The following is a 13,901-nucleotide window of genomic DNA, read 5'->3' on the forward strand; positions in this document are numbered from 1 at the left end:
GGTCGCGGGCGGCCTGGTCGGCGGCGACGCGGGCCGCGGCGGCGCGCGCGGCGGCCAGGATCGCGGCGTCCTCGGCGCGGCGCTGTCCGTCCCAGGCCGTGTAGGCGTCGCGCTGGTTCTGCAGGCCCGCCACCTCGGCGCGCGCGGCGTCGAGCGCGGCCTGGGCGGCGACGCGGTTGCGCTGCAACGAGTCCCGCGCGCCCGCCTGGGCGTCGAACTCGGCCTTGGCCGCGGTGACGGCGGACTGCGCGGTGTTCGCCAGCTGTGTCGCGCGGTCGGTGGCCGCGTCGGCGTCGGCCTTGGCCTGGCGGGCGGCGGCGTTCTCGTTGGCCTGGTCGACCTGGGCGCGGCGCAGGCCGTCCATGGTCTGGCGCTGGGTGCGGGCCACGACGCCGAGCACCTGCGCGCGGTCCATCGCCACGTCCGGACCCGCGGAGGCGAGGTAGGTGACCACGGAACTGGTGGCCGGGCGCACGTAGGCCTGGGTGGCGACCTGGTCGAAACTGCGCCTCGCCTCGTCGAGCCGGGTGCCCGCGGCGTCGAGGCGGACGCGGGTGTCGACGACGGCGGCGGCCGCGGCGTCGGCGGCGTCCCGGGCGTTCTGCAGGTCGACCAGGGCGCGGTTGACCGCCTCCCGCTTGCGGGCGAGGGCGTCGTCGAGGACCTGGAGCTGCTGGTCGGCCGCGGCGATCTGGTTGATCAGGGCGCCGACCTCGGCCAGGCGGTTGCCGACCTGCGCGCCCGCGCCGGCGATGTCGGCGTCCGAGGGGTTCGGCGGGGGTGGTGGGACGGCGAGGGCGGGGGTCGTGGCGGCGACCGCCGCCGCGATCAGCAAACCCATCGCGACCCATAGTGGCCGCGGCGCGTCGCGCCTTCGTCCTGCGCGCACCGGCACCTCCGAGAGAGTCGACCCGACGTCCATCGCGAGCACATCGCCAGCCCCGTAGTGCACAAAGGTCGACCGATGCCCCCTGTATCACTTCATTCCCGTTGACGAACACCGCAACCGTACGGCACACGTTTCACAAAGAGAACAGACGCCACGGAATGACAGGGGCGTAATTTGTCGGTAGCCCGGAGATAGCCGGATGGGCATCAGTCTTCCACCCGGAAAAACAGACCGACCGTTCAGAATGTCGGCCGGTGAGGCGACCCCTATCGGGTCGCGTCCACCTCCGCGCCCCGGCGCAGCTTCAGTAGATACAGGCCGGCGACGGCCAGCACGGTCAGCAGGACGAGCACCCCGGTGACGACCGCCCACGGCACGCCCTCGGGCTCCTCGAGACGGCCGACGAAGGCCGAGACCGCTTCCTCGGGATGGTTCCCCCGGTACTTGGCGACGTCCTCGGCGTACTCGAGCCGGACCCGGCTGATCTGGTCGCTGTAGGTGCCCACCCAGTCGTCGCTGAGGACCAGGATCGTGCCGGGGGTGCCGGATCCGACCTCGGTGGCCAGGTCCCGTAGGCTGGAATCGTGACCGGGATTACCGGGGACGACGACCACACTCAGCGGGATGCCGTCCGCCCTGGCCTGCGCGACCAGTGTGGCGAGTTCCTGCTGATCCTTGCCCTTCGGCGCCGCCACGTGATTGTCGGCCAGATCGGCCCGGACTGCGGCGAGCTCCGTGTTCGGCGGCAGCTCGGTGGCCATCGGCGCGAAGGTATGCAAGACGGTCATCATCCATCCGGTCTGTCGAGCCACGCACGCTCCGCAAGCGACGGGCATCCAACGTTGCACAGGGGTGAGCGACACTGCGGCTATCCCCGACCCGCTCGACAGGCACAGTACGCGACGCGTTCACCCGACATACCCACCCGGCACGCCCAACCGCCCCCGCGCATTTCATAGGACAAGCGTACTGTTAGGCTCGTACCCGCGAGGACTCGGCTTTCCGTGACGAACACGGGGACCGCTACCCTCCGAAGACGCGAGCCGCCGGCACAGCCCCGCCGGCGGCACACCCTCACCAATGAGTGGAGCTGACGTGACGAAGAGTATCGATACCTTCGGCGCCAAGGGCACGCTCGAGGTCGGAAGCAACTCCTACGAGATCTTCCGTCTCTCGGCCGTCCCCGGCACCGAGAAGCTGCCCTACGCCCTGAAGGTGCTGGCGGAGAACCTGCTGCGCACCGAGGACGGCGCGAACATCACCGCCGACCACATCCGCGCCATCGCGAACTGGGATCCGTCGGCCGAGCCGAACGTCGAGATCCAGTTCACACCGGCCCGCGTGATCATGCAGGACTTCACCGGTGTCCCCTGTGTCGTCGACCTCGCCACCATGCGTGAGGCCGTCGCCACCCTCGGCGGCGACCCGAACAAGGTCAACCCGCTCTCCCCCGCCGACATGGTCATCGACCACTCGGTCATCCTCGACGTCTTCGGCCGCGCCGACGCCCTCGAGCGCAACGTCGAGCTGGAGTACGAGCGCAACTCCGAGCGCTACCAGTTCCTGCGCTGGGGCCAGGGCGCCTTCGACGACTTCCGCGTCGTCCCGCCGGGCATGGGCATCGTGCACCAGGTCAACATCGAGTACCTGGCCCCCACCGTCATGGTCCGCAACGGCCAGGCCTACCCCGACACCTGTGTGGGCACCGACTCGCACACCACCATGGTCAACGGCCTCGGTGTGCTGGGCTGGGGCGTCGGCGGTATCGAGGCCGAGGCCGCCATGCTCGGCCAGCCGGTCTCCATGCTGATCCCGCGCGTCGTCGGCTTCAAGCTGACCGGTGAGATCAAGCCGGGCGTCACCGCCACCGACGTGGTGCTCACCGTCACCGACATGCTGCGCAAGCACGGCGTCGTCGGCAAGTTCGTCGAGTTCTACGGCAAGGGCGTCGCCGAGGTCCCGCTGGCCAACCGCGCCACCCTGGGCAACATGAGCCCGGAGTTCGGTTCCACCGCCGCGATCTTCCCGATCGACGCCGAGACCGTGAACTACCTGCGCCTGACCGGCCGTTCCGACGAGCAGCTCGCGCTGGTCGAGGCCTACGCCAAGGAACAGGGCCTGTGGCACGACGCCGACCACGAGCCGGCCTACTCCGAGTACCTGGAGCTGGACCTGGGCACCGTGGTGCCCTCCATCGCGGGCCCGAAGCGCCCGCAGGACCGCATCCTGCTCAGCGAGTCGAAGTCCGCGTTCCGCTCCGACATCGTCAACTACGTCGACTCGGCCGGGCTGACCGTGCTGGACGAGGGCGTCGAGGAGACCTTCCCGGCCTCGGATCCGGTCTCGGTGTCCGCCGGTGCCGCCGACGACACCTACACCCCCGCCCACTCGGCCGCCAACGGCGCCGAGGGCCGTCCGTCCAAGCCGGTCACGGTGCGTTCCGCCGAGCGCGGTGACTTCGTGCTCGACCACGGCGCCGTCGTGGTCGCGGGCATCACCTCCTGCACCAACACCTCCAACCCGTCGGTCATGCTCGGCGCGGCCCTGCTGGCCCGCAACGCGGTGGAGAAGGGCCTGTCGACCAAGCCGTGGGTGAAGACCAACATGGCCCCGGGTTCGCAGGTCGTCGCCGACTACTACGAGAAGGCCGGCCTGTGGCCGTACCTGGAGAAGCTCGGCTTCTACGTCGGTGGCTTCGGCTGCACCACCTGCATCGGCAACACCGGCCCGCTGCCCGAGGAGATCTCGGCCGCGATCAACGACAACGACCTCTCGGTCACCGCCGTGCTGTCGGGTAACCGCAACTTCGAGGGCCGCATCTCCCCCGACGTGAAGATGAACTACCTGGCGTCCCCGCCGCTGGTCATCGCCTACGCGCTCGCGGGCACCATGGACTTCGACTTCGAGACCGACGCCCTCGGTCAGGACGCCGACGGCAAGGACGTGTTCCTGGCCGACATCTGGCCGACCCCGCAGGAGATCGACGACACGATCAAGTCGGCGATCAGCCAGGACATGTTCAAGAAGTCCTACGCCACCGTGTTCGACGGTGACGCGCGCTGGCAGGGCCTGTCCACCCCGGAGGGCGACACCTTCGCGTGGGACGAGAACTCCACCTACGTCCGCAAGGCGCCGTACTTCGACGGCATGCAGATGGAGCCGGCCCCGGTCGAGGACATCAAGGGCGCGCGCGTGCTGGCGCTGCTGGGCGACTCGGTCACCACCGACCACATCTCCCCGGCCGGTCCGATCAAGCCGGGCACTCCGGCCGCGCAGTACCTCGACGCCCACGGCGTCGAGCGCAAGGACTACAACTCGCTCGGCTCGCGTCGCGGTAACCACGAGGTGATGATCCGCGGCACCTTCGCCAACATCCGGCTGCGCAACCAGCTGCTCGACGACGTCTCCGGTGGCTACACCCGCGACTTCACCCAGCCCGGTGGCCCGCAGGCGTTCATCTACGACGCCTCGCAGAACTACCAGGCCGCGGGCATCCCGCTGGTCGTGCTCGGCGGCAAGGAGTACGGTTCGGGCTCCTCGCGTGACTGGGCCGCCAAGGGCACCCGCCTGCTGGGCGTGAAGGCCGTCATCACCGAGTCGTTCGAGCGCATCCACCGCTCGAACCTCATCGGTATGGGCGTCGTGCCGCTGCAGTTCCCGGCCGGCCAGTCGGCCGCCTCGCTGGGCCTGGACGGCACCGAGGTCTTCGACATCGAGGGCATCACCAAGCTCAACGAGGGTGTCACCCCGAAGACCATGAAGGTGACCGCCACCAAGGAAGACGGCACCAAGGTGGAGTTCGACGCGGTCGTCCGCATCGACACCCCCGGTGAGGCCGACTACTACCGCAACGGCGGCATCCTGCAGTACGTGCTCCGGAACATGATCAACTCCTGATCTCTCCGCAGCTCATGTCATGAACCCCCGCCTCGGTGGACCACCGGGGCGGGGGTCCGTGTATCCCGTCGAAGGAGTCTCATGCCCAAGGTCAGCGACGACCACCTCGCCGCGCGCCGCAGCCAGATCCTCGACGGCGCGCGCCGGTGTTTCGGCGAATACGGCTACGACGGCGCCACCGTGCGCCGGCTGGAGGAGGCCATCGGGCTGTCCCGTGGCGCGATCTTCCACCACTTCCGCGACAAGGACGCGCTGTTCTTCGCCCTCGCCCAGGAGGACACCGAGCGCATGGCCGACGTCGCGGCCAACGAGGGCATCGTGCAGGTCATGCGCGACATGCTCGCGCACCCCGAGGAATTCAACTGGCTGGGCACCCGCCTCGAGATCGCCCGCAAGCTGCGCACCGACCCCGATTTCCGCTCCGGCTGGACCCAGCGCTCGGCCGAGTTGACCGCCGCCACGCTGGCGCGCCTCGAGCGCCGCAAGGCCGCGGGCGCGCTGCGTGACGATGTCCCCACCGACGTCCTGCTCGGCTATCTGGATCTCGTCCTCGACGGCCTGATCGCCCGCATCGCCTCCGGCCACACCAACGAGAACCTCTCCGCCGTCCTCGATCTCGTGGAGGCCTCGGTTCGCCGCCGCGACTAGTCCCCGCGGTCCCAGGCCGCCTGCAACCGACGCACGATGCGGTCGAGTTCGGCGCGGTCCTGCGCGGGCAGCACCGACAGCAGCCGGGTCTCGTTGGCGGTGTGCTCGGTGACGACCCGGTCGACCAGCGCGTGGCCCCGCTCGCTCAGCGCCACCCGGACCGCGCGGCGGTCGCCGGGATCGGCCACCCGGCGCACCAGCCCGGCCGATTCGAGCCGATCGAGGCGGCCGGTCATCCCCGCCCGGGAGAGCATGAGCGTGTCGGCGAGGACGGAGGGGTTGAGCTCGTAGGGCTCCCCCGAACGGCGAAGCGCGGCAAGGACGTCGAACTCGCCGCGCTGCAGGCCGTGCGCGGTGAACACCCGCTCGATCAGCGCGGTGGCCGTGGCCGCCAAGCGGCCGAGCCTGCCGAAGGTCACCATCGCCTCCAGCTCGAGATCGGGCCGTTCGCGCCGCCACTGCGCGGCGATCGCGTCCACCGCGTCGGATTCCGGATCAACCATGGACACGATTCTATTCGTCGCTATATAGTTCGGTAGCGAACTATTCGATAACGAACCAATCGAGGTGCCCATCATGTCCACGCTCGCACTCCGCCACCCCGAGGACGCCGAGACCCTGCGCATCGGCGAGGTCACCCTGCGGCTGCTCACCGACGCCGAGGACACCGGCGGGGCGGTGAGCACGCTCGAGGTCACCATGGGTACCGGGGCCGACGGCGCCGCCCCGCATTTCCACACCCTGTCCGACGAGCTCTTCTACGTCGCCGACGGCGAGCTCGAGGTGCTCGCGGGCGACGAGATCCGCACGGTCGGCGCGGGCGGGTCGATCGTGGTGCCCAAGCACATGCCGCACGCCTTCGGGGCCGCGCCGGGCACCGGCGCGCGGATCCTGATCGCGCTCCTGCCCGGCGTGCAGCGTTTCGAGTACTTCCGGCTGCTCGACCGGCTGGTCGCGGGGACCGCCACGCACGACGAATTCGCCGCCGCCCAGGAGGAATTCGACAACCACTTCGTCGACGCGCCGCTGTGGTGGACCCGGCGTCAGGCGCGACGGGGGTGATACCCGGCCGGCCCGGAGTGTGGCGCACCCGGCATTCCGGACGGGAACAACCGGCCGCGGCGGCCCGGTTGTACGGCGTATGACCTTCTCTGTCCCGATTCTCGTCCGCGGTTACGAGCTCGACACCCAGGGCCATCTCAACCACGCCGTCTACCACCAGTACGGCGAGCACGCCCGGTGGGAACTGATGCGCGCCGCGGGCATCGACCTGGACAAGTTCATCGCCAGCGGCGTCGGCGCGGTCGTCCTCGAGTCGACCATCAAGTACTACCGCGAGCTGCGCGGCGGCGACGAGGTCACCGTCACCTGCGAATTCGACTGGAAGGACGGCTCGAAGGTCTTCGAGTTCCACCACCGCGTCATCAAGCTCGACGGCACCGTCTCCGCCGAGATCAGGGTCGTCGCGGGCGCCATGGACCTCACCGAGCGCAAGCTCGTCGCCGATCCGCGCGAGCACTTCCGCGCCCTCGCCGACGACCCGAGCCTGCTCGGCCTCTGAGCCGCGGCGCGCGCGGCGCGCTGTGGGATACCCGGCAACACACCCGGCGAATCCTCCGCGCCGCCGTTAGCTGATCGATTGCCGAGGTTCACCGCATCGGACCTGGTCGGTCATCCGAAATTCTCTCCCGCCACCGGGATCCCAGGCCGCTCGGCGGTTTGCCCGGCGGTCTGCAAATCCGGCGAACGCCCTCGCGCCGCCGCGCCCGCGCGTTATGATCCATCGCACATCTGGGGGTTCTGGCAAACCGACAGCAGACGAGCAGAATGGAGAGAACGCACCATGACCGATGCCATCCACCTCCCCGCCACCCCGTCGCCGGGTGAGCGGAGCACCGCCCTATCGGGCCTGCTGGTGGCCGAGTCGGAACGCGACATCTCCATCCGCGTCGACGACGGGACCTGGACCTTCGACCGGCGCGACGTCATGGCGGTCACCGCCGACGGCCGGGCGCCCGAAGCCGGCCATCGCCCGGTCCGCGTCGACATCCGTCCCGGCGCCACCGCCGATTTCACCCGCCGCCTGCGGGTAGAAATCGTCGAGCGCCCGATCACCTTGGCGCCCGCGCCTTCCCACTGCCTCGGCGACGAACAGCTCGCCGCCCAGACCCGCGCGTGGGCCACGAAACTGCGCATCGCCGAACGCGGCGGCACCACCGGCGCGACGTACACCTTCTGCCAGACCAAGTCGCTGGCGGGCAGCGACGACGGCATCAACTGCGACAGTCTCGACTGACCGGGCCCGGCCACCATGGCATCCGCGAACGGTTCGGTCCTGGTCATCTCCGAGTCCGACGACCTGCACAGCGACGCGATGACCGCGACGCTGCAGGAACGCCACGGCCTCACCCCGATTCGGCTCGACCTGCGCGACTTCCCCGCCGAATCGGGCAGTTTCCGGCTCGATCGCAACGGTTCGGCCCGCGCGCTGTCCCACGTCTACGGTCTCGACGACGTGCGCGCGGTGTGGTGGCGTCGTCCGCACCCGTGCCGGGTGCCGACCGGAATGCGCAGTGCCGACGACGAATTCCGGCAGGCGGAGTGCGACGGGTTCCTGCAGGGCATGCTGTGGTCGATCCCGGCGTACTGGGTCAACGACCCGGCCGCCGAACGCACCGCGACCCGCAAGATCGTCCAGCTCGACACCGCGCACCGCGCCGGCCTCGCGGTCCCGGAGACCCTGATCACCAACGACCCGGACGAGGCGCGCAGTTTCGTCGAATCCCGTTCGGGCCCGGTCATCTACAAGCGCACCGGGACCGGGCGCGGGGAGTTCTCCGAGACGCGCATCATCAGCAGGCCGGACCTGAACCGCCTCGACGCGATCCGCTCCACGCCGACCACCTTCCAGGACTACGTGCCCGGGGCCTGCGATCTGCGCGTGGTGTGGGTCGACGGGGTCGAATGGGTGGTGCGCATCGACTCCCAGGCCGGCGTCGGCTGGGTGGATTCGCGGCTGGACACCAGCGTCGAGTTCGCGCCGGAGCGGCTGCCCGCGTCGGTCAGCAAGGCGCTGTCCACGCTGATGGGCGCGCTCGGGCTGAGCTTCGGGGTCGTCGATCTGCGGCTGGGCCGCGACGGCGAGTACTGGTTCCTGGAGGTGAACCCCCAGGGCCAGTTCGCCTATCTCGAGATCAAGACCGGGCTACCGCTGTTCACGAGCCTGGCCAATCTGCTCGTCCACGGCGACGGGGCCGTGGTCGGCTACTGACGCGGCGCGGCGGACTCAGTCGGCGGCGGGGTTCTTGCGCCGATTGGCTCCGCCGCGTCCACGCAGCTGCACGTGCGACTCGACGAGCACATTGTGGATGAAGCCGTACGAGCGCCCGGTCGACCGGGCCAGGGATCGGATGCTGGCACCCGCCTCGTACTGCTTCTTCAGCTGGGATTGCAGCCTGTCACGCGACTTGCCCGTGACGCGGGTGCCCTTTCCCAGGACGGTCTTGCTCTTGGCCGTACGGCCGGCCTGTGCCCCTTTGTCGCTCATGGCTTCCTCCGAGTCGCCGAGCAGCTCATTCCAGGCTAAGACACGCGAGGGCCGTGATCAATGAATCGATGTGAGGAAACTCACCGGTCTGCCCGAGATTTCCCGCGAGACACCGGTTCTCAGGCGAGCGAGATCAGCTCGGCGTACTCGTCGGACCAGTGGTCCTCGGTGCCGTCGGGCAGCATGATGACCCGCTCCGGGTTGAGCGCCTCGGCCGCACCCGGGTCGTGGGTGACCAGCACGACCGCGCCCGCGTAGGTGCGCAGCGCCTCGAGGACCTGCTCGCGCGAGACCGGGTCGAGGTTGTTGGTCGGCTCGTCCAGCAGCAGCACGTTGGCCGCCGAGGACACCAGGCCGGCCAGCGCCAGCCGGGTCTTCTCGCCGCCGGAGAGGGTGCCCGCGGGCTGGTCGAGCTGCGGGCCGGAGAACATGAACGCGCCGAGCAGGCTGCGCAGCTCCTGCTCGCCCGCGTCGGGCGAGGCGAAGCGGATGTTCTCCCAGACCGACGCGTTGTCGTCGAGGGTGTCGTGCTCCTGGGCGAAGTAGCCCACCTTGAGACCGCGCCCCTGCTCGACGCCACCCGCGGTCGGCGTCTCCACGCCGGCCAGCAGCCGCAGCATCGTCGTCTTGCCCGCGCCGTTGAGGCCGAGCACGACGACCCTGCTGCCCTTGTCCACCGCGAAGTTCACGCCGGTGAAGATCTCGAGCGAGCCGTAGAGCTTGGTGAGGTCCTTGACCATGAGCGGGGTCTTGGAGCACGGGGCGGGCTCGGGGAACCGGATGCGGGCGACCTTGTCCGAGACGCGCACGTCGTCGAGTTCGGACATCAGGCGCTCGGCGCGGCGCACCATCTGGTGTGCCGCAGCGGCTTTCGTGGCCTTGGCGCCGAGCTTGGCGGCCTGCTGACGCAGCGCGCTCGCCTTCTTCTCCGCGTTGGCGCGCTCGCGCACCCGGCGCTGCTCGTCGGTCGCGCGGGCGTCGAGGTACTTCTTCCAGCCCATGTTGTAGACGTCGGCCTCGCCGCGCACCGCGTCGAGGAACCACACCTTGTTGACCACGGCGTCGAGCAGTTCCACGTCGTGGCTGATCACGATCAGGCCGCCGTCGTGGTTCTGCAGGAAGCCGCGCAGCCACGTGATGGAGTCGGCGTCGAGGTGGTTGGTCGGCTCGTCGAGCAGCAGGATGCGGTCGGAGCGGCCGCCGCTGCCGTCGGAGGCCGAGAACAGGATGCGGGCCAGCTCGATGCGGCGGCGCTGGCCGCCGGAGAGGGTGCGCAGCTGCTGGTCGAGCACGCGGTCGGGCAGGCCGAGGGAGTTGCAGATGCGCGCCGCCTCGCTCTCGGCGACGTACCCGCCGAGCGCGGAGAACTGGTCCTCGAGGCGGCCGTACCGGCGCACCGCCTTCTCGCGCTCCTTGTCGTCGGCGACCTCGGCCATCAGCGCCTGCTGCTTCTCCATGTCGCGCAGCAGCGCGTCGAGGCCGCGCGCCGACAGCACCCGGTCCTTGGCGACGACGTCGAGGTCGCCCTCCTTCGGGTCCTGGGGCAGGTAGCCGATGTCGGTGGAGCGCACGATCTTTCCCGCGTACGGTTCGCCCTCGCCCGCCAGGATGCGCATCGTGGTCGTCTTGCCCGCGCCGTTCCGGCCGACCAGGCCGATGCGGTCACCCGCCTGCACGCGCAGTGCCGGGCCGGGGGCCGACAGCAGGGTGCGGACTCCGGCCCGGACCTCCAGGTCGGTAGCCGTGATCACAGGCGTCTCCTCGCGATGGTTGGGGGTGGCGGCAAGAACAACCCAGTTTACGTGTGCCGCCACGGCGGGGTCGAACCGCTCCCGCGGGATGTGAGCCCGGTTACTCTCGCGCGCCGACGGCGGACCCCGCGGGCCGCGCCGCACCGGTCACCGGCACCGAGACGGTCTCTGTCCGCGGGACCGCCGGGCCGACGGACCGGGCACCGCCCGGGCCCGGCGCGGCCGGTCACCCCGGCCGCGCGACCCTCAGCGCGCGGGTGTCTCGGTGCGATCGCCACCGGCGCGGTCGGTGTCGCCTGCCGCGCCGTCGCGGTCGGCGCCGTAGGCGCGGTCCGGGGCGTCGGTGCCGCGCTCGCCCGTGGCGGGCCTGGCCCGGCGCGCCGAGGACCGGCCCGCGCGGGCGCCCGCGGTCTCGCGGTCGGCGGCTGCGTCGAGGGCGGCGGCCCGCTCGAGCTCGGCCAGCGGATCGCGGACCGTGGGCGGCTCGTTCTCCCCCGGCAGCGGCGGGCGGGTGCCCGGCACCCGGTCGGCGGGATCGGCGGCGTCGGCCGTGCCGCGCCCGCCGCCGAGCATGCCGAGCGGGTCACGCACCTCGACCTGCCTCCCCGCGACGGGTCCGGTGCCGTCGTCGAGGCCGAGGCGTTCCTGCAGGGCCCGCAGCGCGTCCGGGGCGTACCAGTTGGCGTCGCCGAGCAGTTTCATGGCCGCGGGCAGCAGGACGCCGCGCACGAGGGTGGCGTCGACGAGGACGGCCAGGGGCAGGCCGATGCCGAAGGCCTTCATGAAGGTGATGTCGGAGACCAGGAAGCCGAGAAACACCAGCGAGATGAGCACGGCCGCCGCGGTGACGACGCGACCGGTGCGCTCGAGGCCGCGGGTGATGGCGGCCTCGGTGTCGCCGGTGCGGTCGTACTCCTCGCGGATCCGCGACAGCAGGAACACCTGGTAGTCCATGGCCAGGCCGAAGGCGACGCCGAACAGCATGACCGGCACGGTGGCGGGCAGGTTCCCGGTGACCGTGAATCCGAGCAGGCCGGAGAGATGACCGTCCTGGAAGATCCACACCAGCGCGCCGAAGGTGGCGCTCAGGCTCAGCACGCTCAGCGCCACCGCCAGCACGGGCAGCACCACGCTGCCGGTGAGCAGGAACAGCACGATCAGCATGGCCAGCACGACGAAGGCCAGCGCCCACGGCAGCGCCGCCTTGACCGCGGCGATGGCGTCGGCGTCCGCGGCGGCGACCCCGCCGACGAGCACCGGCGTCGGCGCGCGGACCTCCCGCACGGCCGCCGCCACCTGCGACAGCTCGTAGGCGTCGGTCGCGTCGGGCACGATCGTCAGGTAGGCGGCGCGTTCGGCGCGGAACCGGGCCGACGCCTCGGTGGGCTGCTCGACGAGGCCGCCGTTGCTGTAGGAGCCGGTGGCGGTGTCGACCCGGCGCACGCCGTCGAGGTCGGACAGGGCGCGGGCGTAGGCGTCGAGGCCGTCGGCGCTGTAGGAGCTGTCGGGCAGCACCGCGACCAGGTCGTGCTGATCGCTGTCGGCGAAGTCGCGGGCGATGATCTCGGTGACCTGGCGCGAGTTCATGGTCTCGGGCAGGGTGCGCTCGTCGGGGAAGCCGAGCGTCAGGCGCAGGAACGGGGTGCCGAGCAGGAGCAGCACGGCCAGCACGGCGAGCCCGATCGGGATCGGCCGTGCCATGACGGTGGTGGCGACGCGGCCCCAGACCCCTTCGCCGGAGGCGGGCCGCGGCGCGCGCAGGAACCAGACCAGCTGACCGGCGTCGACCCGCTCGCCGAGCAGGCGCAGCGCGGCGGGGAGCACGGTCAGCGACACCGTGGCCGCCACGCCGGCGACCAGGATGCCCGCGTAGCCCATCGACCGGACCGCGAGCAGCGGGAAGAACAGCAGGCCCGCCAGCGCGACCGCCACGGTGACGGCGGAGAACACCACGGTCCGTCCGGCCGAGCGCAGGGTCGCGGCGACCGCGCCCGCGGCGTCGCGCCCGCCCGCCAGTTCGTCGCGGTAGCGGTTGACGACGAGCAGGCTGTAGTCGATGGCGAGGCCGAGCCCGAGCAGGGTGGCCACGTTGGTGGCGGTGACCGACAGGTCGACCACGGTGCTCAGCAGCCACAGCGCGCCCATGGTGATCAGCACGGTCACGAAGGCGACGATCACCGGCAGGCTCGCCGCGACCAGGCCGCCGAAGACGAACAGCAGCGCGATCAGCGTCACCGGGAAGGCCAGCGATTCGCCGAGGACGGCGTCGGACTTGCTCTGGGTGACGGTCTCGTGCATGAGCACCGCGTGCCCGCCCGCGCGGATGTCCAGCGGCGGACGCGCGCCCGCGACCTCGTCGGCGACGGCGGCGACGCGGGCGTCGATCTCGCGCTCGGTGCCGAGGACGGTGGCCACGACCAGCGCCTGCTTGCCGTCGACGCTGCGCAGCGCGTCCTGGTGGGTGGTCCAGTAGGAGGCGACGCCGGTGATCCCGTCGCGGTTCTGCAGGCCGGCGACCACGCCGAGCGCCGCCTGCACGACCTCGGGGTCGTCCACGGTGCGATCGGTGCCGATCAGCAGGACCAGGTTGGGCGGGGCCTGGCCGAATTCCTCGGCCAGCACGCGCAGCGCCGCGCTGGACTCGCTGTCCGGATCGGTGTAGCCGCCGCCTTCCACCCGCTCGAACAGCGTGGCGCCCAGCGCGCCGAGCACCAGTGCCAGCGCCGCGAACACCCCGAGCACCCAGCGACTGCGCCGCCTGGTGAACATGACCACCGGAACTACCCCAATCTCGTTGCGCCACACCGCAACTCAGAGCCGTGTCAGGCGGCTCGCACCACCTCGGCGGAGCCGTCGCGCCCGGGCCGGGCCGCGTCGTGACACGCCCGCGGGCCACGCACGCCCGGCGATGGTAGCAACTGCGCGGCGTCCACGGCGCGGCAACCGATTTCGCGCGCGAACGCCCTGCTAACGCCCCGCCCGGAGGCCCGGTCCGACCGCGGTCACGACGTGGCGCCGCAACCGGGCGGGCAGGCGCGCGAACAGGGCCGACATCGCCGCGGCGGTGCCGGCGAGGTCGTCGCGGCCGGAGAGATAGGCCCGCTGCCGGTCCACCGGAAGGGCGAAGAAGGCGTCGAAGAAGGCCGGGAGGTCCCGCGGCGGCAGGGCG

The 13,901-nt window shown here is 71.1% G+C and carries 11 protein-coding genes and 2 pseudogenes; 6 read left to right on the plus strand and 7 right to left on the minus strand.

Annotated elements, in window-relative coordinates; all coding sequences use genetic code 11:
* Together ON36_RS15415 and ON36_RS15420 are read right to left on the minus strand one after the other, a co-directional pair.
* Positions 1-841: pseudogene (locus ON36_RS15415) on the minus strand (NlpC/P60 family protein); the annotation flags it as partial.
* Positions 842-1,155: 314 nt separating this feature from the next.
* Complete coding sequence (locus ON36_RS15420) at positions 1,156-1,677, minus strand: Rv1476 family membrane protein (protein ID WP_052314030.1); 522 nt, start codon at positions 1,675-1,677, stop codon at positions 1,156-1,158.
* Between the two features lie 292 nt (positions 1,678-1,969).
* Between ON36_RS15420 and ON36_RS15425 the strand changes: the two genes are divergently transcribed.
* Positions 1,970-4,786, plus strand: coding sequence for an aconitate hydratase (locus ON36_RS15425; protein WP_085999628.1), 2,817 nt, complete (start codon positions 1,970-1,972; stop codon positions 4,784-4,786).
* Between the two features lie 81 nt (positions 4,787-4,867).
* Positions 4,868-5,434, plus strand: a complete 567-nt coding sequence (locus ON36_RS15430; protein ID WP_043653272.1) for a TetR/AcrR family transcriptional regulator — start codon at positions 4,868-4,870, stop codon at positions 5,432-5,434.
* Here the strand turns inward: ON36_RS15430 and ON36_RS15435 are convergent.
* Positions 5,431-5,937, minus strand: a complete 507-nt coding sequence (locus tag ON36_RS15435) for a MarR family winged helix-turn-helix transcriptional regulator (RefSeq protein ID WP_043653275.1) — start codon at positions 5,935-5,937, stop codon at positions 5,431-5,433. The genes ON36_RS15430 and ON36_RS15435 overlap by 4 nt on opposite strands.
* A 73-nt stretch (positions 5,938-6,010) precedes the next feature.
* Here ON36_RS15435 and ON36_RS15440 point away from each other — a divergent pair, with 73 nt between their 5' ends.
* From ON36_RS15440 to ON36_RS15455, 4 genes are all read left to right on the plus strand, one after another.
* Entirely contained in the window at positions 6,011-6,496 is a 486-nt protein-coding gene (locus ON36_RS15440; protein WP_043653286.1) for a cupin domain-containing protein, read from the plus strand.
* 79 nt (positions 6,497-6,575) lie between these two features.
* Positions 6,576-6,995 (plus strand): acyl-CoA thioesterase, encoded by a 420-nt coding sequence (locus tag ON36_RS15445; protein WP_043653276.1) that lies wholly within the window; start codon positions 6,576-6,578, stop codon positions 6,993-6,995.
* Positions 6,996-7,277: 282 nt separating this feature from the next.
* Positions 7,278-7,730: a hypothetical protein gene (locus ON36_RS15450; RefSeq protein WP_043653278.1), complete on the plus strand. Its 453-nt coding sequence runs from the start codon at positions 7,278-7,280 to the stop codon at positions 7,728-7,730.
* A gap of 15 nt (positions 7,731-7,745) precedes the next feature.
* A complete protein-coding gene (locus ON36_RS15455) occupies positions 7,746-8,705 on the plus strand; it encodes an MvdC/MvdD family ATP grasp protein (RefSeq protein ID WP_043653279.1) in 960 nt (319 codons plus the stop codon).
* Positions 8,706-8,720: 15 nt separating this feature from the next.
* Here ON36_RS15455 and ON36_RS15460 read toward each other — a convergent pair whose 3' ends face one another.
* The 4 genes and pseudogenes from ON36_RS15460 to ON36_RS15475 form a co-directional block, all read right to left on the minus strand.
* Positions 8,721-8,981 carry a helix-turn-helix domain-containing protein gene (locus ON36_RS15460; protein WP_052314029.1) on the minus strand — a complete coding sequence of 87 codons (261 nt, stop codon included), beginning with the start codon at positions 8,979-8,981 and terminating at the stop codon, positions 8,721-8,723.
* 119 nt (positions 8,982-9,100) lie between these two features.
* Positions 9,101-10,732: an ABC-F family ATP-binding cassette domain-containing protein gene (locus tag ON36_RS15465; RefSeq protein WP_043653281.1), complete on the minus strand. Its 1,632-nt coding sequence runs from the start codon at positions 10,730-10,732 to the stop codon at positions 9,101-9,103.
* A gap of 246 nt (positions 10,733-10,978) precedes the next feature.
* A complete protein-coding gene (locus ON36_RS15470) occupies positions 10,979-13,501 on the minus strand; it encodes an MMPL family transporter (protein WP_083885163.1) in 2,523 nt (840 codons plus the stop codon).
* Positions 13,502-13,699: 198 nt separating this feature from the next.
* Positions 13,700-13,901, minus strand: a pseudogene (locus tag ON36_RS15475) (lycopene cyclase family protein); the annotation flags it as partial.

The organism is Nocardia thailandica NBRC 100428 (genome assembly GCF_000308795.1).
In the GTDB taxonomy this organism is placed as follows: Bacteria; Actinomycetota; Actinomycetes; order Mycobacteriales; family Mycobacteriaceae; genus Nocardia; species Nocardia thailandica.